14 protein-coding genes are annotated in these 18,429 nt (G+C 70.0%); 10 read left to right on the forward strand and 4 right to left on the reverse strand.

Annotated elements, in window-relative coordinates; translation table 11 throughout:
- The first annotated feature begins 64 nt into the window (after positions 1 to 64).
- The 3 genes from AC1DPN_RS03775 to AC1DPN_RS03785 are packed head-to-tail and all read left to right on the forward strand — an operon-like array spanning position 65 to position 1,755.
- Complete coding sequence (locus AC1DPN_RS03775; RefSeq protein ID WP_477083358.1) at positions 65 to 1,057, forward strand: malate dehydrogenase; 993 nt, start codon at positions 65 to 67, stop codon at positions 1,055 to 1,057.
- Between the two features lies 1 nt (position 1,058).
- A complete protein-coding gene (locus AC1DPN_RS03780; RefSeq protein WP_477083359.1) occupies positions 1,059 to 1,475 on the forward strand; it encodes a hypothetical protein in 417 nt (138 codons plus the stop codon).
- A gap of 1 nt (position 1,476) precedes the next feature.
- Positions 1,477 to 1,755: a DUF167 domain-containing protein gene (locus tag AC1DPN_RS03785; protein WP_477083360.1), complete on the forward strand. Its 279-nt coding sequence runs from the start codon at positions 1,477 to 1,479 to the stop codon at positions 1,753 to 1,755.
- A 14-nt stretch (positions 1,756 to 1,769) separates the two neighbouring features.
- On the opposite strand, the gene AC1DPN_RS03790 is transcribed toward AC1DPN_RS03785, so the two are convergent.
- Positions 1,770 to 2,396, reverse strand: a complete 627-nt coding sequence (locus AC1DPN_RS03790; protein ID WP_477083361.1) for an alpha/beta fold hydrolase — start codon at positions 2,394 to 2,396, stop codon at positions 1,770 to 1,772.
- 174 nt (positions 2,397 to 2,570) lie between these two features.
- On the opposite strand from AC1DPN_RS03790, the gene AC1DPN_RS03795 reads away from it, so the two are divergent.
- From AC1DPN_RS03795 to pulA, 7 genes are all read left to right on the forward strand, one after another.
- Positions 2,571 to 4,121 carry an ABC transporter ATP-binding protein gene (locus AC1DPN_RS03795; RefSeq protein WP_477083362.1) on the forward strand — a complete coding sequence of 517 codons (1,551 nt, stop codon included), beginning with the start codon at positions 2,571 to 2,573 and terminating at the stop codon, positions 4,119 to 4,121.
- Positions 4,118 to 5,248 (forward strand): ABC transporter permease, encoded by a 1,131-nt coding sequence (locus AC1DPN_RS03800; RefSeq protein WP_477083363.1) that lies wholly within the window; start codon positions 4,118 to 4,120, stop codon positions 5,246 to 5,248. Before AC1DPN_RS03795 ends, AC1DPN_RS03800 begins: the two co-directional genes overlap by 4 nt.
- A complete protein-coding gene (locus tag AC1DPN_RS03805; RefSeq protein WP_477083364.1) occupies positions 5,245 to 6,156 on the forward strand; it encodes an ABC transporter permease in 912 nt (303 codons plus the stop codon). The genes AC1DPN_RS03800 and AC1DPN_RS03805 overlap by 4 nt, the downstream gene beginning before the upstream one ends.
- Positions 6,157 to 6,219: 63 nt before the next feature.
- Positions 6,220 to 7,380 (forward strand): BMP family ABC transporter substrate-binding protein, encoded by a 1,161-nt coding sequence (locus tag AC1DPN_RS03810; RefSeq protein ID WP_477083365.1) that lies wholly within the window; start codon positions 6,220 to 6,222, stop codon positions 7,378 to 7,380.
- Positions 7,381 to 7,444: 64 nt separating this feature from the next.
- Positions 7,445 to 8,050: a cysteine hydrolase family protein gene (locus AC1DPN_RS03815; protein WP_477083366.1), complete on the forward strand. Its 606-nt coding sequence runs from the start codon at positions 7,445 to 7,447 to the stop codon at positions 8,048 to 8,050.
- Entirely contained in the window at positions 8,047 to 8,775 is a 729-nt protein-coding gene (biuH, locus tag AC1DPN_RS03820; RefSeq protein WP_477083367.1) for a biuret amidohydrolase, read from the forward strand. Before AC1DPN_RS03815 ends, biuH begins: the two co-directional genes overlap by 4 nt.
- Positions 8,776 to 8,944: 169 nt before the next feature.
- A complete protein-coding gene (pulA, locus tag AC1DPN_RS03825) occupies positions 8,945 to 14,710 on the forward strand; it encodes a pullulanase-type alpha-1,6-glucosidase (RefSeq protein WP_477083368.1) in 5,766 nt (1,921 codons plus the stop codon).
- Positions 14,711 to 14,785: 75 nt separating this feature from the next.
- On the opposite strand, the gene AC1DPN_RS03830 is transcribed toward pulA, so the two are convergent.
- The 3 genes from AC1DPN_RS03830 to AC1DPN_RS03840 form a co-directional block, all read right to left on the reverse strand.
- The gene (locus AC1DPN_RS03830; RefSeq protein WP_477083369.1) at positions 14,786 to 15,679 is read right to left on the reverse strand and encodes a carbohydrate ABC transporter permease; all 894 of its coding nucleotides are present in this window, start codon (positions 15,677 to 15,679) and stop codon (positions 14,786 to 14,788) included.
- Complete coding sequence (locus AC1DPN_RS03835) at positions 15,676 to 16,581, reverse strand: carbohydrate ABC transporter permease (protein ID WP_477083370.1); 906 nt, start codon at positions 16,579 to 16,581, stop codon at positions 15,676 to 15,678. The genes AC1DPN_RS03830 and AC1DPN_RS03835 overlap by 4 nt, the downstream gene beginning before the upstream one ends.
- Positions 16,582 to 16,731: 150 nt before the next feature.
- Entirely contained in the window at positions 16,732 to 18,018 is a 1,287-nt protein-coding gene (locus AC1DPN_RS03840; RefSeq protein ID WP_477083371.1) for an ABC transporter substrate-binding protein, read from the reverse strand.
- Positions 18,019 to 18,429 lie beyond the last annotated feature (411 nt).

The raw sequence follows: 18,429 nt of genomic DNA on the forward strand, positions 1-18,429 counted from the left end.
TGCGTCCCGGGGTAGCGTGCCGGTAGCGCCGTTTGCGCCCTCGGCCGACCGAAGGAGCCCGTTCGTGACCGTCAGCTCGCCCGTCACCGTCACCGTCACCGGAGCCGCTGGGCAGATCGGCTACGCGCTGCTCTTCCGGATCGCCTCGGGCCAGCTGCTCGGCGCGGACGTACCCGTGCGGCTCCGGCTCCTCGAGATCCCTCAGGCGGTCAAGGCGGCCGAGGGCACCGCGATGGAGCTCGACGACTGCGCCTTCAGCACGCTCGACAGCGTGGAGATCTACGACGACGCGACGGCGGCGTTCGACGGCGTCAACGTGGCTCTGCTGGTGGGTGCCCGACCGCGCACCGCGGGGATGGAGCGCGGCGACCTGCTCTCCGCGAACGGCGGCATCTTCAAGCCCCAGGGCGAGGCGATCAACGCGGGCGCTGCCGACGACGTGCGCATCCTCGTCGTCGGGAACCCGGCCAACACCAACGCGTTCATCGCGGCCTCGCACGCTCCCGACGTGCCGAGCGAGCGGTTCACGGCGATGACCCGCCTCGACCACAACCGGGCCGTGGCGCAGCTCGCGACGAAGTCCGGTGCGCCGGTGTCGGACATCGCGCGCCTGACGATCTGGGGCAACCACTCCGCCACCCAGTACCCCGACCTCTCGCACGCGACCGTCGGTGGCCGCCCCGCGCTGTCGGTGGTCGACGACGAGGCCTGGGTGCGCGAGACGTTCATCCCGACCGTGGCCAAGCGCGGCGCCGCCATCATCGAGGCGCGCGGTGCGTCGTCGGCTGCCTCGGCAGCGAACGCCGCGATCGACCACGTGTACTCGTGGGTCAACGGCACGCCCGCGGGGGACTGGACCTCGGCGGGCATCGTCTCGGACGGGTCGTACGGCGTGCCCGAGGGACTGATCTCGTCGTTCCCGGTCACGTCCGAGGGCGGTGCCTGGCAGATCGTGCAGGGTCTCGAGATCGACGAGTTCTCCCGCGGTCGCATCGACGCCTCGGTGGCGGAGCTGGTCGAGGAGCGGGACGCCGTCCGGGCGCTCGGACTGATCTGACGTGTGGGCGCAGGACGTCGCCGTCCCGCGCCCGGGGACGAGCGTCGGTGCCTTTCTCGGCTGGGTGCTGCTCGGGATGGCCGTCGGCGGCGGGTTCAGCCTGCCCGCGGCCGCGGGGCTGCTGGTCGGGCTCGTGGCACTGCTGCTCGGCGGGGTGCTGGTGGTCCGCCAGGGCCTGCGGCCCGCGCAGTGGGGGATCCTCACGGGTCTGAGCGCCCTCCCGTTCGCGCTCGCCTGGAAGAACCGGAACTGGCCGGAGGCGTCCTGTGCGGACTCGGTGCTCACGACATCGACGTGCAGCACGTCGATGTCGCCTGTCCCGTTCCTCCTCGTCGCCGTGGCGTGCGCGGTCGTCGGCGTCGTCCTCTTCCTGCGGATGCGTCGCGCGCCCCGGCTCATCGACCCGCCGAGGCGCTGACGTGCGGGTCGCGGTCCGGGTGAGACCGGGCGCGTCGCGGACCCGGGTCGGTGGGACGTACGGCGACCGCCTCGTCGTCGCGGTGACCGCGCGGGCCGTCGACGGTGCTGCCACCCAGGCCGTGCTGGCCGCCCTGGCGGACGCACTGCGGATCCGGCCGCGGCACGTGCGGCTGGTCTCCGGCTCGACGAGCAGGGACAAGCTGGTGGAGGTCGACGACGACGCAGCGGCCGACCTCGACGCCCGCCTCGCCGGGCTGCGCGGATCACCGCAGGACTGACGCGGGCGGCGAGCCTAGAGCGCGGCCAGCACCGAGCGCACCGCGGCGGCGAGGGCCGCGGGGTTGTCGTGCTGGACGAAGTGGCCGCTGTGCTGCAGCACGCCGACCTCGACGCCGAGCCGCTCGTGCAGCGCCGCCGCGGCCGCGTGCCGCACCGGGGGCGAGTCCGCCCCGACCGTGACCAGGACGCGCCCGTTGCCCTCGACCAGCGTGGCTGGCTCGAAGCGTCGGAACATCGCCAGGTCCCGAGCGACCGCGTCGGCGTCCGCCGGTGCCATCGACGGGTCCCAGGACGGACCGTAGAGCGCGGACCCGAAGCCGGCGACGCCGCCGGTCGCCCAGCCGGCCACGACGTGGTCGAGCAGGTCGGGCGCCAGAGATCCGACCGCAGGTTCATGGAGCACGGCGCCCGCCAGGTGCGACGATGCACAGGCGAGTGCCAGACCGAGCGTCGCCCCACCGCTCACGCCCACCACGACCGATCCCTCGGCGGCAGGCGCCAGCGCGGCGAGCTCGACCTCCAGGTCGCCGCTCGACGGACGGTCCGGCACGACGAGCTCGACGTCCGGGAGGAGGGGGCGCAGGCGGTCCCACACCAGGGCTGTGGTGGCGGCGCCATGCACCAGGAGCACACGAGTCATGGCGCGAACTGTAGGCGGTGATCTCGCACCAAATCGTGCTCGACCGGACACGAGAGCGTTACGTGTGCCGTCGGATTCGGAAACATCGCGCTCCTAGCCTCCAGGCATGGATACACCAACGGATACGCCGCTGGATACCGTCGTCGGACTGCCCTCCGACGCGGGGACGCGGGCATGACCTCGGACGCCGTCGCCCGCGCGGAGAGCCGCGTCGGGAAGCCGACGGCCCTCCTCGAGGTGCGCAGCCTCACCAAGCGCTTCGGCGAGGTGGTGGCGAACTCGGACGTGGACCTCACGGTCATGCCCGGCACGGTGCACGGTCTCATCGGTGAGAACGGGGCCGGCAAGAGCACGCTCCTCAAGATGATCTACGGCGTCTACACCCCGGACGAGGGACGCATGTTCATCGACGGGAACCTGGTGGCGCCCGGCAACCCCGCCGACGCCCGCGGCCTCGGGATCGGCATGGTGTTCCAGGACCTGCGCCTGGTCCCCGCGCTCACGGTCGCCGAGAACATCGCGCTGGCGCTCCCGGACGGTCCGACCCTCAAGCTCAAGGCGCTCTCGGCCAAGATCGAGGCGGCGTCCCAGGAGTTCGGCCTGGCGGTGGACCCGACCGCGAAGGTGCGGCACCTGTCCATCGGCGAGCGGCAGCGCGCCGAGATCCTCAAGGTCCTGATGACGGGCGCCCGGCTCGTCATCCTCGACGAGCCGACGAGCGTGCTCGCGCCGCAGGAGGTCGAGGCGCTCCTGACGGTCGTCGCCTCGCTGCGGGACCAGGGCCTCGGCATCGTGCTCGTTACGCACAAGCTCAACGAGGTGCGCGCGATCGCCGACCAGGTCACCGTCCTGCGCGGCGGCCAGGCGGTCCTCACGTCCGCCGACCCCACGCAGTTCTCCGACGAGGAGCTCGTCGAGGCCATGGTCGGTCGGCGCGTGCCGCCGCTGTCCCGGGAGCGCGAGCCGGTCCCGGTCAGCGAGCGTGCCGTGCTCGAGCTGCAGGGCGCCACGGCGCTCGGCGACCGGGGTCACGTCGCGCTCAAGAGCGTCGACCTCGAGGTGCACCCCGGTGAGCTGGTCGGCGTCGCAGGCGTGGCCGGCAGCGGCCAGAAGGAGCTGTGCGAGGTCGCGCTCGGGCTGCGCCCCGTCTCGGCCGGCACCGTCCGGGTCGGCGACTCGCCCGCGTCGGGACTCGGTCCGAGCGAGGCGATCGCCGCGGGTGCCGTGGCGGTCCCCGAGGACCCCGTCGCGGACGCGGTGGTGCCCGGGCTGTCGGTGCTCGAGCACATGGTCCTCGACGGGCGGGAGGTGCCGCGCCGCGGGTTCGGCATCGACTGGTCCGCGGTGGACGCCCGGACCACGACGCTCGACGAGCGCGTCGGCCTGCACATGGCGCCCAAGAAGCGCACGCTCGCCTCGCTGTCCGGAGGCAACATCCAACGCGTCCTGCTGACCCGCGAGCTGGGCCAGGACGCCACCCTCGTCGTCGCTGCCTACCCGAGCCGCGGTCTGGACGTCGCCAACACGCGCCGCACCCAGGAGGTGCTGCTCGAGCACCGTGCCCGGGGTGCCGCCGTCCTCATGGTCTCCGAAGACCTCGACGAGCTCATCTCCGTGGCCGACCGGATCGCTGTCATGCACGACGGGCACCTGGTCGGCGTCATCGACACCGCGGGTGCCGACCGGATGTCGATCGGCCGACTGATGCTCGGGGGTGTGGCATGACGCAGGAGACCCAAGGCACCGAGAAGGTCGACGAGACTGCGGCCGTCGCGGCGGCGATCGTCGCGACTGCGGTCCCGGCCGACGTGCCGACCGACCGCGGTCCCCGGATCAGCGCCGGCTGGTCGACCGGGGTGCGCTGGCTGGTGGCTGTGCTCGCCGGCCTGATCCTGTTCAGCGCGTTCGTCCTAGCCAACGGCGCCGACCCGATCGCGGTCTACGCCGACATCTGGAACTCGACCCTGACGCAGTCCGGGCAGTTCCAGCAGATCATCCTGCGGGCGGCGCCCATCGCGCTCGCGGGCCTCGCCGTCGTCGTCCCGGCCCGCGCGGGCCTCGTGAACGTCGGTGGTGAGGGGCAGCTGATCATCGGCGGCATCGGTGCGGCGGCGGCGGCCCTGTGGCTCACCCCGCTGATGTCCCCGTGGGTCGTCGTGATCGCGATGATGGTCAGCGCGATGATCGCCGGTGCCCTGTGGGCCGGGATCGCGGCCGCGATGCGGCTCGTCGTGAAGGTCAACGAGGCCGTCACGACGATGCTCCTCAACTACGTCGCCCTGTACACGATGCTCTTCCTGATCCTGGGGCCGTGGAAGGACCCGTCGGCGCTGGGCCAGTCCACGAGCGTCGAGCTCAACGACGCCGCCAAGCTCCCCGTGATCGCGGGCACGCAGGTCCACGTCGGCGTGATCATCGCGGTGGTCGCCGCGGTCGTCGTCTGGTTCGCGCTGACCCGGACCACGTGGGGCTTCCGCCTCTCGGTCGTCGGTGGCAACGGTGAGGCCGCGCGCCGGGCCGGCATGCCGGTCGTCACGCTCATCCTCACCGCGCTGCTCATCGGCGGAGCGCTCGCCGGGCTCGCGGGCTTCGTGCAGTTCGCGGGCATGGAGTACAAGCTGCGGCCCACGTTCGGCCTGACCATCGGCTACGTCGCGTTCCTGGCGAGCTGGTTGTCCCGGCACAAGCCGTTGCCGTTGCTGCTCGCCTCTCTCGTGCTCGCCGCGATCGCGGTCTCGGGCAACAGCCTGCAGATCAACTCGGGCCTGCCCGCCGCGAGCGTCAACATCCTCATGGGCCTCCTGCTCGTCGCCGTTCTCGGCTGGACGAGCCCGCGAAAGGCGAAGTCATGATCATCGACCTGCTCGCGGGAGCCGTCCGCGGCGGCACGTCCATCATGTACGCGGGTCTCGGCGAGACCATCTCCGAGCGTGCGGGCATCATCAACCTCGGCACCGAGGGCTCGATGCTCCTCGGGGCGCTCGGCGGGTACGCGGTCACCGCGCACACGGGCAACCCGTGGATGGGCGTGCTCGGCGGTGCGGCAGCCGGTGCGCTGCTGAGCCTCGTGCACGCCGTGCTCGTCGTCAGCCGCGGGGCCAACCAGTTCGCGAGCGGCCTGACGCTCTACTTCCTGGCGCTCGGCGTCACCGCGCTGTTCGGCGTCGACTACGTCAGCAAGCAGATCAACTCGTTCACGCCGTACGCGATCCCCGGCCTGTCCGACATCCCCGGGCTCGGACCGATCCTGTTCGACCACGACCCGCTGGTCTACATCGCGTTCGTCGCGGCCCCGGTGATCTGGTGGGTGCTGTTCCGGACGCGCGTCGGCCTGCTGGTCCGGACCGCCGGCGAGCGCTCGGAGGCTCTCGGCGTCAACGGCTACAGCGTGAAGTCGGTGCGGTACTGGTCGACGATCGCGGGAGGTGCGCTGGCCGGGATCGGTGGCGCGCACATCTCCATCGCCTACGCGAACAGCTGGTTCGAGAACATGATCGCCGGCCGCGGCTTCATCGCTGTGGCCCTCGTGATCTTCGCGATGTGGAACCCGCTGCGCATCATGGCCGGCGCCTACCTCTTCGGCATCGCGCTCTCGCTGGCCTCGGTCCTGCAGACCGCGGGCTATGCCGTGAACCAGTTCGCGCTCGCCGCCATCCCGTTCGTCCTGACCCTCGTCGTGCTCGGTGTCCTGGGCAAACGCACGATGCTCGCCGCCCCCGACGAGCTCTCCAAGGTGTTCGACAACAGTCGCACCGCCTGACCCTCTCCACCCCGCCCACCCCCTCGACCCATCCCGCCCCGCGGGCGACCGGAAGGAACATCCATGCGGATCCGACGTACAGCTGGCGCACTGATCGCAGCGGCGGTGGTGGCGGTGCTCGCCGCGTGCAGCCCCGCCGTGTCCAACGACGACCCGGGGAGCTCGTCGGCCGCGACGTCCTCCGACGCCGCACCCGGCAAGGGCGCGACGACGGTCGGCGTCATCGCCGTGGGACCGAAGGACGACTTCGGGTACAACCAGGCGGTCTACCAGGGGGTCGAGGCGCTCCGGGAGAGCTTCCCGGACGTCAAGGTGCTCGACGCCTACAACATCCCCGAGGACGACACGGCCGCCACGACGATGGAGAGCATGATCGCGCAGGGCGCGACCATCATCTTCGCGACGAGCTACGGCCACCTCGACGCGGCCAAGCAGGTCGCCGCTGCGCACCCCGAGGTCGTCGTCGTCCACCAGGGTGGCCTGCTGGACGACCCGGCGCCCGCCAACATGGGTTCGTACTTCGGCAGCGTCTACGAGCCCGTCTACCTCGCGGGCATCGCGGCGGGTGCGGCGACGAAGACCGGAAAGCTCGGCTACATCTACGCCATCCCGATCCCGCAGACGCTCGCCAACATCAACGCGTTCACGCTCGGCGCGCAGACGGTGCGACCCGACGTCGAGGTCACGGCCGTCTCGACGACCAGCTGGTGCGACCCGGCCACGCAGGCCGACCGGGTGCAGTCGCTGCTCGGCTCCGGGGTCGACGTCGTCACGCAGCACCAGGACTGCACCAAGACGATCATCGAGGCGACCGAGGACGCCGGCGCGTACACCGTCGGCTACCACGCGGACGCGTCGTCGCTCGCTCCGAAGGGCTGGCTCACGGGTTCCGAGTGGAACTGGGGCCCGCTGTACACGGACATCGTCCAGACGGCGATCGACGGTGACTTCACCGGCAGCGAGTACAACGCCAACTACCGGGCGAACATGGCCAGCGGCGAGAACCCGTTCGTCGCCTCCGCCTTCGGGCCGAGCGTCTCGGACGACACGAAGGCGCTGATCGCCGACGCCGCCAAGAAGATCGAGGACGGTGGCAGCCCGTTCACCGGCCCGATCACCGCGCAGGACGGGACCGTCGAGGTCCCGGACGGCGAGACCCCGCCGATCGAGACGATCGAGCAGATGGACTACTTCGTCCAGGGTGTCGTCGGCACCATCTCCTGATCACCGCCCCGGGGTCGGCCTCGCACGAGGCCGATCCCGGGGTTCTCACACAGCGAGGGGACCCATGACCCCGTACGTCTCCGCCACGACGCCCTACCCGTGGCCCTACGACGGTGACCTCGGCGGCGCGCAGACCGCGCTGCTCGTGGTCCTGACCGCCGACGCCGGCCCCAGCGCGGCGCCGATCGCCCCGCAGCTCGAGGCCCTCGCCGATGCCGTGCGTGCGGCCGGCGGGTCCGTGATCGTCGTCCGGACCACGGCGCCGCCCCCGGGTGGGGTACGGCTTCGCGAGCCCGTCACGCCGTCCACGGACCTGCTGGACATCACGAGCCTGCTGGTCCCCGACATCGACATGGTCGCCGGCGGCATAGACGGCTACTACGCCAGCGACCTCGACATCGTCCTGCGCACGGGCCGCTACCGCAGGCTCGTGCTGGCGGGCGTCGGACTGGAGACGTGCGTCCACTCGACGATGCGCGACGCCAACGACCGCGGCTACGAGTGCCTCCTCGTGATCGACGCCTGCGTCCCGGTGGACCCGGCGCTCACCGCCGCGTCGGTGTCCAGCATCGAGATGTCCGGCGGAATCTTCGGCGCGGTCGGCCGCACCGCCGACGTCGTCGCCGCCCTCAGCCCCGTTCCCGCCCTGACCTCAGGAGACCTGCGATGACCACCGACCAGCTCGCCACCGCGACCGACGTCTCGTTCGGGCCCGTCGATGCGGAGCCGTACCCCTGGCCGTACGACGGCAGCTTCAGCCCGGCGACGACCGCGATCATCAACATCGACTGGCAGCAGGACTTCTGCGGCCCGGGCGGCTACGTCGACGCCATGGGCTACGACCTCAACCTCACGCGCGCCGGCCTGGCGCCCACCGCGGCGATGCTCGAGGTGGCCCGTGAGCTGGGCTTCCACATCATCCACACGCGCGAAGGGCACCGCCCGGACCTGTCGGACCTGCCGGCCAACAAGCTGTGGCGGTCGCGTCGGATCAACGCGGGCATCGGCGACTCGGGCCCGTGCGGCCGCATCCTCACGCGGGGTGAGCCCGGCTGGGAGATCGTGCCCGAGGTCGCACCGCTGCCCGGCGAGGTCATCATCGACAAGCCCGGCAAGGGGTCGTTCTATGCGACGGACCTCGACCTGATCCTGCGGTCGAAGGGCGTCACGCACATCATCCTGACCGGGATCACGACCGACGTCTGCGTGCACACGACCATGCGTGACGCCAACGACCGCGGCTACGAGTGCCTCCTGCTGTCGGACTGCACAGGTGCCACCGACTATGGCAACTACCTGGCGGCGCTGAACATGGTCAAGATGCAGGGCGGTGTGTTCGGCGCGGTCGCGGACTCGGCCGCGCTGCTGGCGTCGCTGGCGTCGCCGCTGAGCTGACGCACGACCAACGACGACCGGTACCCGCCCAGCGGGTGCCGGTCGTTCGTCGTTCCGCCACCATTTCGGACGAAACGGTTGCTGCAAGTTGCTGCAAGCGTTACGGTCGGCGACATCACCCGGCACAGCCCGCGCACAGAGACGTCTGCGGGAAGACGAAGGAGTCGCCATGGCGCCCGCTGACACTGCTCGAACCCGCTCCTGGCGACGTCCCGTCGCAGCCCTCACCACCCTCGCGGTCACGCTGCTCGGACTCGTCGGCGCGGCGGTCGTCGCGACCCCGGTCGCCGCGGCCGAGCGCACCGCGGCGCTCGTCGGGAGCCTGCAGTCCGAGCTCGGGTGCGCGGGCGACTGGGCGCCGGACTGCACGCAGACGGAGCTCGCCCAGACAGGCGTCGCCGGCCAGTACGCGGCCGAGCTGACCGTCCCGGCGGGCTCGTGGGAGTACAAGGTCGCGCTGAACGACACCTGGGACGAGGCCTACGGCGCGGACGGCGGCGGCAACAACACCCCGCTCGTGGTCGCCGGGCCGACGACCATCCGCTTCACCTACGACGACACGACGCACCACACGACGCTGACGGGCCCGGACGGCGGCTACACGCCGGCCGACGACGCCCTCGTCGCGACGCCGGTGCGCGACCCGGGTGCGGGTCAGCAGTTCTACTTCGTGATGACCGACCGGTTCGCCGACGGGGACGACAGCAACGACACGGGTGGCCTGACCGGCGACCGCCTGGCCACCGGCTACGACCCGACGGACAAGGGCTTCTACGAGGGCGGCGACCTGGCCGGCCTGCACAGCAAGCTCGACTACATCCAGGGTCTGGGCAGCACGGCCATCTGGCTCACGCCGTCGTTCAAGAACCGCGCGGTCCAGGGCACGGGCGCCGACGCGTCCGCGGGGTACCACGGCTACTGGGTCACCGACTTCACGCAGATCGACCCGCACCTCGGCACCAACGCCGAGCTCGAGTCGCTGATCGCCGACGCCCACGCGCGCGGCATCAAGGTCTACTTCGACATCATCACTAACCACACCGCCGACGTCATCGACTACACGCAGCAGAAGTACACCTACATCGACCAGGCGACGCGGCCGTACAAGGACGCGAACGGCACGGCCTTCGACCCGCACACGTACGCGGGCACGGACACGTTCCCGACGATGGACGCGGCGACGAGCTTCCCGTACACGCCGGTGATCAAGCCCGAGGACGCGCACGTCAAGGTCCCGGACTGGCTGAACGACCCGACGCTCTACCACAACCGCGGAAACTCGACGTACTCCGGCGAGTCGACGACGTACGGCGACTTCTCGGGCCTCGACGACCTCATGACCGAGAACCCCGCGGTCGTGAACGGCTTCGCGGACGTCTACAACGGCTGGGTCGACCTCGGCGTGGACGGCTTCCGCATCGACACCGCCAAGCACGTCAACTTCGAGTTCTGGCAGAAGTTCACGACCGCCGTCCACGACCACGCGACGGCCGCGGGCAACCCGGACTTCTTCATGTTCGGCGAGGTCTACGACGCCGACCCCGCCAAGCTGTCGCCGTACGTCCGCAAGAGCGAGATGAACGGCGTGCTCGACTTCACGTTCCAGTCGGCGGCCTCGGACTACGCCAAGGGCCTCGCGGCGACGCGCCTGCAGACGCTCTACGCGGGCGACGACATGTACACGACGCCCACGACGAACGCGCAGGCGCTGCCGACGTTCCTGGGCAACCACGACATGGGCCGCATCGGCTACATGGTCAAGGGAGCGAGCACGCCCGAGCAGCGCTCCGAGCTGGCCCACTCGCTCATGTACCTGACGCGCGGGCAGCCGGTCGTCTACTACGGCGACGAGCAGGGCTTCGTGGGCAACGGGTCGCTGAACGGGACCGACAAGGACGCCCGGCAGTCGCTGTTCGCCACGCAGGTGCCGGAGTACGCGAACCAGCAGCTGCTCGACGGCACGACCGCGGGCTCCGTCGACCGGTACGACACCGGGTCGGCCCTGTACGAGCACATCGCGTCCCTCGCGGCGCTGCGCTCCTCCAGCAAGGCGCTGACCGACGGTGCCCAGATCGAGCGCTACGCCGACGGCTCCGTCTACGCGTTCTCGCGCGTCGACGCGACCGAGAAGGTCGAGCACCTCGTCGCGCTCAACAACGGCACCTCGCCGGCGACGGTCGCCGTCGACACGCTCACGCCGAACGCGACGTTCAGCCCGCTCTTCGGCACGTCGTCCTCCGCGACGGCGGGCGCCGACGGCACGGTGTCCCTGACCGTCCCGGCGCTGAGCGCGATCGTCCTGCGGGCCGGGACGACCGTGGGCGCTCCGGCAGCGGCGGGTTCGATCGCGGTCAGCACGCCGGCCGCCGGCTCCGGCATCACGGGCCAGATCCCGGTGACCGCCGACGTGGCCACCGACGTGTGGAGCCAGACGTCGTTCTCCTACCGGGTCGCCGGTGACGGTGCCTGGACGGCGCTGGGAACGGCAGAGACGACGAGCCCGCGCGTGTACGCCGACGTCAGCGGGCTGCCGGTCGGTGCCCTAGTCGAGTTCCGTGCGGTCACGGTCGACGCCGCGGGTCACACGTCCGCTGCCTCGACGTACGGCACGGTCGTGAGCCCGCCGGTGACGGGCGAGCTGCTCGTCACCGTGCCGGGCAACCACAACAGCGAGATGGGGTGCCCGGGCGACTGGCAGCCGGACTGCGAGGCGGCCAAGCTGACCAAGCGTGCCGACGGCATCTACTCCGGCACGTTCACGCTCCCGGCCGGCAGCTACGAGTACAAGGTCGCGATCGGCGGCACCTGGGACGAGGCCTACGGCGTCGGAGGGAGCCCGACGGGCGGGAACGTCGCCTACACCGTGGCCGCGTCCGGTCCCGTGACCTTCTACTACGACCCGTCGACCCACTGGTTCACCTCGACCGCGCAGGGCCCGATCCTCACGGTCCCCGGCTCGGACAACAGCGAGCTGGGCTGCGAGGGCGACTGGGCGCCCGACTGCATGAAGTCGTGGCTGCAGGACCCGGACGGCGACGGCACCTTCACGTTCGTCGCGAACGACCTGCCCGCGGGCTCCTACGAGGTCAAGGTCGCGCACAACCTCAGCTGGGACGAGAACTACGGCGCGAACGGGCAGCCGGGTGGGGCGAACATCTCCTTCACGGCACCCGGCGGCAAGCCCGTGACGTTCTCGTACGTGCTGGCCACGCACATCCTGACGGTCGTGGTCACCGACCCGCCTCTGCCCGGCACCGGGACGGACCAGGCGCAGTGGATCGACGCGAAGACGATTGCGTGGCCCGAGGGCCTCGTCCCGGACGGCGCCGACCCGGCGTCCCTGAGCTGGGTCCTGCACGGCTCGCCGACGAAGCAGCCGGTCGTCGTCGACGGCGTCGTGACGGGTGACGACGGTTCGCCGGTCGCACTGACCTACGACGCCGACGGACTGTCCGCCAAGCAGGTCAAGCGGTTCCCCGCTCTGGCCGACGGCTACCTCGCGCTGCACGTCGAGGCGTCGCCGAAGCGGGTCAAGGAGCTGCTCCGGGGCGCCCTGCTGGTCAGCCAGAGCTCGGGCGACACCCTGCAGGCCGTGACCGGCGTGCAGATCCCGGGCGTGCTCGACGACCTGTACGCGGGCCAGGCCGGCAAGCGCGCACTCGGCACGACGTGGAACCGGGGGACGCCGTCGCTGGCACTCTGGGCACCGACCGCCCAGAACGTGGACCTGCTCGTGTGGGCAGGGGCCGCAGGCGCTGACGCGACCAGGGTCGCGGCCGAGCAGCAGGAGGACGGTTCCTGGACCGTGGCGGGCAAGAAGTCCTGGTCCGGCAAGCAGTTCCTCTGGGACGTCACGGTCTACGCGCCGACGACGGACAAGGTCGAGGTCAACGAGGTCACCGACCCCTACTCGGTCGCGCTGACCGTGAACTCGACCCGCTCCGTGCTGGTCGACCTGGCCGACAAGGCGTACGAGCCGACCCAGTGGGTCAAGGCGAAGCAGCCCGTGGTCCGCCCCGTGGACCAGACGATCTACGAGCTGCACGTGCGCGACTTCTCGATCAACGACACGACCGTCCCCGCCGCCCAGCGGGGCACCTACCTGGCGTTCGCGGGCAACGGTGCCGGTCGTCAGCACCTCCGGAGCCTCGAGAAGGCCGGACTGACGACCGTGCACCTGCTGCCGACGTTCGACATCGCGTCGATCGAGGAGGACCGGAGCAAGCAGACCACCCCGCAGTGCGACCTGGCGTCGTTCCCGGCGGACTCCGACAAGCAGCAGGCGTGCGTCATGGCGCAGGCGTCGACCGACGGCTTCAACTGGGGCTACGACCCGCTGCACTGGCAGGCGCCCGAGGGGTCGTACGCGGTGCACCAGGACGGTGGCGGCCGCGTGGCCGACTTCCGCACGATGGTCGGCGCGCTGCACGCCGACGGCCTGCAGGTCGTGCTCGACCAGGTGTTCAACCACACCACCGCGAGCGGCCAGGCGACGCAGTCGATCCTCGACCGCGTGGTGCCCGGCTACTACCAGCGGCTCAACGCGGTGGGGAACGTCGAGACGTCCACCTGCTGCCAGAACGTCGCGACCGAGCACGCCATGGCAGGCAAGCTCATGGTCGACTCGGTCGTCACCTGGGCTCGCGACTACAAGGTCGACGGGTTCCGCTTCGACCTCATGGGCCACCACTCGGTGGAGAACATGCAGGCGATCCGCAAGGCGCTCGACGAGCTGACGCCCCGCGAGGACGGCGTCGACGGGTCGAACGTGTACCTCTACGGGGAGGGCTGGAACTTCGGTGAGGTGGCCGACAACGCGCTGTTCACGCAGGCCACGCAGGGCCAGCTCGGCGGCACGGGCATCGGCACCTTCTCCGACCGGCTGCGCGACGCCGTACGCGGCGGAGGCCCGTTCGACTCGAACCCGCACATCCAGGGCTTCGGCTCGGGCGGCGGCACGGACCCGAACGGCGACCCGATCAACGGCACCGAGACCGACCAGGCCGCTCGGGCGGCGCACGACGCCGACCTGGTGCGGCTCGGCATGGCCGGCAACCTGCGCGACTTCGCCTTCCTGACGAGCGCGGGCACGATGCAGAGCGGCGACGAGCTGGACTACAACGGTCAGCCCGCGGGCTACGCGGACTCCCCGGAGGAGGTCATCACCTACGTCGACGCCCACGACAACGAGACCCTGTGGGACTCGCTGACGTACAAGCTGCCGACGGACACCGCGATGGCGGACCGCGTCCGGATGAACACGGTCTCGCTGGCCACCACGGCCCTCGCGCAGACGCCGTCGTTCTGGCACGCGGGCGCCGACCTGCTGCGCAGCAAGTCGCTCGACCGCAACAGCTACGACTCGGGCGACTGGTTCAACTCGCTCGACCTGTCCGGCAAGGACAACGGCTTCGGCCGTGGTCTGCCGCCGGCGGCCGACAACGACGGGAAATGGTCGATCCAGAAGCCGCTCCTGGCCGACCCCGCGCTCAAGCCGACCGCGGCCGACATCGCCGACGCCTCGGCGGCGGCCGACGACCTGCTGAAGCTCCGGTTCTCGACTCCGCTGTTCCGGCTCGGCTCGGCGTCGCTCATCGAGCAGAAGGTGACGTTCCCGGGCTCCGGACCGGATGCGGACCCGGGTGTCGTGGTCATGTCGATCTCGGACGAGCCGGGCTGGGACAAGGCCGCACGGCGCTGGACCAAGGACGTCGACAAGTCGCTCGACGGCGTGCTCGTGGTCCTCAACGCCTCCGACGAGCCGACCACGCAGACGGTGTCCGCGCTGGCCGGGCACAAGCTGGTGCTCTCGCCGGTGCAGGCGCGGGGCAGCGACCCGGTGGTCCGCACCACCACGTGGGACAAGGTCACGGGCACGGTGACCGTCCCGCCGCGCACGGTGGCGGTGCTGGTGGACAGGGCGGGCCGCTCCTGACGGCGGACCGCTGAACGGACGAGGGGCCCGCGACCGGTGGTCGCGGGCCCCTCGTGGTGGATCAGGTGCAGAGCGTCAGCCCTTGACCGACCCGGACATCAGACCACCGATGAAGTACTTGCCCAGGAGCACGTACACCAGCAGCGTCGGCAGCGAGGCCAGCAGGGCGCCGGCCATGGACACGCCGTAGTTGGTGAGCAGGGCACCGTTCGCCAGGTTGTTCAGGGCGAGGGTGACCGGGCCGTTCTGGCTGGAGGAGAAGAACACCGCGAACAGGAAGTCGTTCCAGGCCGAGGTGAACTGCCAGATGAGCACGACGACGAAGCTGGGGATCGAGATCGGCAGCACGACCGACCAATAGGTCCGCAGCATCCCGGCGCCGTCCATGCGCGAGGCCTCGATGAGCTCCTCGGGGATGGACATGTAGTAGTTCCGGAAGATCAGCGTCGTGATCGGCAGGCCGTAGATCACGTGCAGCACGATCAGCGAGGGGATGCCCGAGGGGACACCGACACCGTTCATGAGCTGCAGCAGCGGGATCATGACGGCCTGGTACGGGATGAACATCCCGAACAGGATCAGCGTGAAGACGATGTCGGCGTACTTGAAGCGCCAGCGCGCCAGCACGAAGCCGTTCATCGACCCGAGGACCGAGGAGATGATCGCGGCCGGGACGACCATGGTGAGCGTGCGGAAGATCGACGGGGACAGGGCCGTCCACGCCGCGCTCCAGTTCTCCGTGGTCCACAGCTGGGGCAGGTTCCAGGCACGCGCGGGTGTCGCGTCGCCCTGGCCCTTGAAGCTGGTAACCAGGAGGACGTACACCGGGATCATCACGACGATGACGAAGAAGATCAGCAGCGCGTACTTCGCCGTGCGGCCCTTCGAGAACCGGTTGACGGGCGTGCGCTCGACGTGGGGGGCCTTGCCGAGGGGGGCGAGGAGGTCGTCGGTGGCGACGGTGCTCATGCGTTCTTCTCCGTCCGGTTGAGGTGCACCAGGTACGGGACGATGAGCACCGCGACGATCACGAGCAGGATCACGCCGACCGTTGCTGCGTTGGAGTAGTTGAAGCTCGACTTGAACACGTACATGTCGATCGACGGCACCTTGGTCTGGTAGTTCGCCGGCTTGGAGATCGACATGATGAGGTCGAACGACTTCATGGACATGTGGCCGATGATGATGATCGCCGACAGGGCCACGGGGCTCAGCTGCGGGAAGATCACGTGGCGGTACATCTGCCAGGTGGACGAGCCGTCCACCTTGGCGGCCTCACGCAGCTCCTCGGGCACTCCGCGGAAGCCGGCGAGGAAGAGCGCCATGACGTAGCCGGACAGCTGCCAGATGGCCGGGATCGCGATGGCCGCGATGCCGATGCTGACGTTGTTCCACCAGTTGTTCTGGAGGAACGGCAGACCGATCATCTGGAACAGACGGTTGAGGCCCGAGGCCTGCTCGCCCTGGTTCGAGTTGAGCAGCCACCGCCACACGACACCCGAGGCGACGAACGAGACGGCCATCGGGAAGAGGTAGACGGAGCGGAAGACCCCCTCGAACTTCACCGGCCGGTCGAGCATCCACGCCCACAGGAAGCCGAAGAGCATCGTGCCCACGAGGAAGACCACCGTGTAGATGAGCAGGTTCTTCAACGAGTGCTGGAAGCTGTCCGACCCGAGCAGGTCGGTGTAGTTGGTCAGGCCGACGAAGCCGGACGGCTCCCTGCCCGTGGTCTGCGCGGCGGTGTAGATGTCCTTGGTGGACGTCACGCCGTTCATGAAGAGCAGACCGTAGACGAAGATCCCCAGGAGGATCAGCGACGGCGAGATGAGCAGGAGGGGAGGACCCCACTTGCGGATCTGACGGGGCACGAGTGCCTCCCGTGTTCGGTTCGAGCGTGTGGACGGGGCCAGGGTCGCTGTCACAGGCCCGGGTGAAAGAGGTGCTGACGTGGGACACGGCCCCGTCCCGGCCCTGTTGCCAGGACCGGGACGAGACCGGGTCTCACTTCATGCGGTAGGTCAGCTGTTCGCCGAGGCGGCGTCAGCCAGCTCGGACTGGTAGGTCGCAACGTCCGACGCACCGGTCGTGAACTTGGAGGTGGCGTCGCTGATCGCGTTCGACCAGGCGGCCGGAGCAGCGGCACCGTGCGCGAGCGAGGACACGATGGTGTCCTTGCCGAACGAGGTGATGGCGGACTGCTGGTAGGTCGAGAAGTCGGCCGGGTCGGCGTCCGTACGGGCCGGGATGGAGCCCTTGGCCTTGTTGAACGCGACCTGGCCCTCGAGCGAACCGACCGTCTCGAGCCACGCCTTGGCGCCACCGGGGTGCGGGGCACCCACGGGGAGCGTGAAGGAGTCGGCCAGGAAGTCGAACACGCCGTCGGTGCCGGGGACCGGGAAGTAGACGTAGTCGGCCGGGGAAGCCTTGCCGGCCTCCTCGAACGCGGCCACGGCCCAGTCGCCCATGACGTTGAACGCGGCGTTGCCGTCGATGACCTGCTGGGTGGCGTCCGGCCAGTCCAGACCGTCACGGTCGGTGTTCGTGTAGCTGATCAGCTTGCCGAAGTCCTCGAGGGCCTTCGTGACCTCGGGGCCGGACCAGTCGGTCGACCCGTCCCACAGGCCGGAGTAGCCGTCGGCACCCAGGTCGGACAGGAGGATCGTCTCGAGCAGGTTGACCTGGGTCCACGTCGTCGCGACGGAGAGCGGCGTGCGGCCGGTCTTCTCCTTGACGGCGTCGAGGGCGACGAACCAGTCGTCCAACGTCGCGTAGGTCGCGGCCGGGTCGAGGCCCGCGTCCGTGAGCAGGGCCGAGTTGGCCCAGACGACGTTGGCACGGTGGATGTTCGACGGGATCGAGTAGATCTTGCCGTCGACCGTGAGGCGGTCCACGAGGTCCGCCGGGAAGGCGTCGCGCAGGCCGAACTCGTCGTACAGAGCCGAGACGTCCTCGACCTGGCCGGCGTTGATGTAGTCGGTGAGCTCGGCACCGGCGTGCGCCTGGAACGTGTCCGGCGGGTCGTTCGCCTGGAGCCGCGACTGCAGCAGGTCCTTGGCGGCCGAACCTGCGCCACCGGCGACGGCGCCGTTGACGAACTCGGTGTCGGGGTGCTGCTCGTTGAAGACGCTCACGAGAGCGTCGAGGCCGAGCTTCTCGGAGCCGCTGGCCCACCAGGTGAAGACCTCGACCTGGTCGGCGTCGCCGGAGCCGCTGGCGTCCGAGCTGCTGTCGCTGCTGTCGTCGCCCGAGCTGCAGGCGGCCAGCGCGAGGCTGGCAACCGCGATGCCGGCTGCGACGGCTGTCATTCTGCGTCCTGTACGCATGTGTCTCCTACGCCTTCTTTGCCGTGGATAAAGGGGTGGTGCAAAGACCGAAGAACTGTGGAGTCCCGCAGTCGGGGTGGTCGCCAGTCGATGCGGGAGCGATTCGCCTGGCGGTCGGGGGAGGCTCGGCAGTGCGCCTCGCCCGATACGGGTCACATCACAGCGGCCCGGAGGCATTGAAGTCAAGAAGTGAACGAATGCGAAGCCAAATCGTGATCAGGTCTTCACCTGATGGATGCCGTAGTCCGGCGCGAGGCGTTCACTCACCTGGGTGAGGGGTGCGTCCACCCAGGTTCACCCGTCCAGCCGCAGGTCGATGCGGTGTGGAGCATATGCACGGTTTGTGCCGCAATGCCCAATGGGTGAGGTCCGTACCCGGCGTCGTCCGTCCCG

This window comes from Cellulomonas sp. P4_H4, assembly GCF_056400865.1.

Coding starts and splice junctions, on each gene's coding strand:
- AC1DPN_RS03790 (WP_477083361.1), bottom strand. CDS start 2,396: ATGACTCGTGTGCTCCTGGTGCATGGCGCCGCCACCACAGCCCTGGTG.
- AC1DPN_RS03795 (WP_477083362.1), top strand. CDS start 2,571: ATGACCTCGGACGCCGTCGCCCGCGCGGAGAGCCGCGTCGGGAAGCCG.
- AC1DPN_RS03800 (WP_477083363.1), top strand. CDS start 4,118: ATGACGCAGGAGACCCAAGGCACCGAGAAGGTCGACGAGACTGCGGCC.
- AC1DPN_RS03805 (WP_477083364.1), top strand. CDS start 5,245: ATGATCATCGACCTGCTCGCGGGAGCCGTCCGCGGCGGCACGTCCATC.
- AC1DPN_RS03810 (WP_477083365.1), top strand. CDS start 6,220: ATGCGGATCCGACGTACAGCTGGCGCACTGATCGCAGCGGCGGTGGTG.
- AC1DPN_RS03815 (WP_477083366.1), top strand. CDS start 7,445: ATGACCCCGTACGTCTCCGCCACGACGCCCTACCCGTGGCCCTACGAC.
- biuH (WP_477083367.1), top strand. CDS start 8,047: ATGACCACCGACCAGCTCGCCACCGCGACCGACGTCTCGTTCGGGCCC.
- pulA (WP_477083368.1), top strand. CDS start 8,945: ATGGCGCCCGCTGACACTGCTCGAACCCGCTCCTGGCGACGTCCCGTC.
- AC1DPN_RS03830 (WP_477083369.1), bottom strand. CDS start 15,679: ATGAGCACCGTCGCCACCGACGACCTCCTCGCCCCCCTCGGCAAGGCC.
- AC1DPN_RS03840 (WP_477083371.1), bottom strand. CDS start 18,018: ATGACAGCCGTCGCAGCCGGCATCGCGGTTGCCAGCCTCGCGCTGGCC.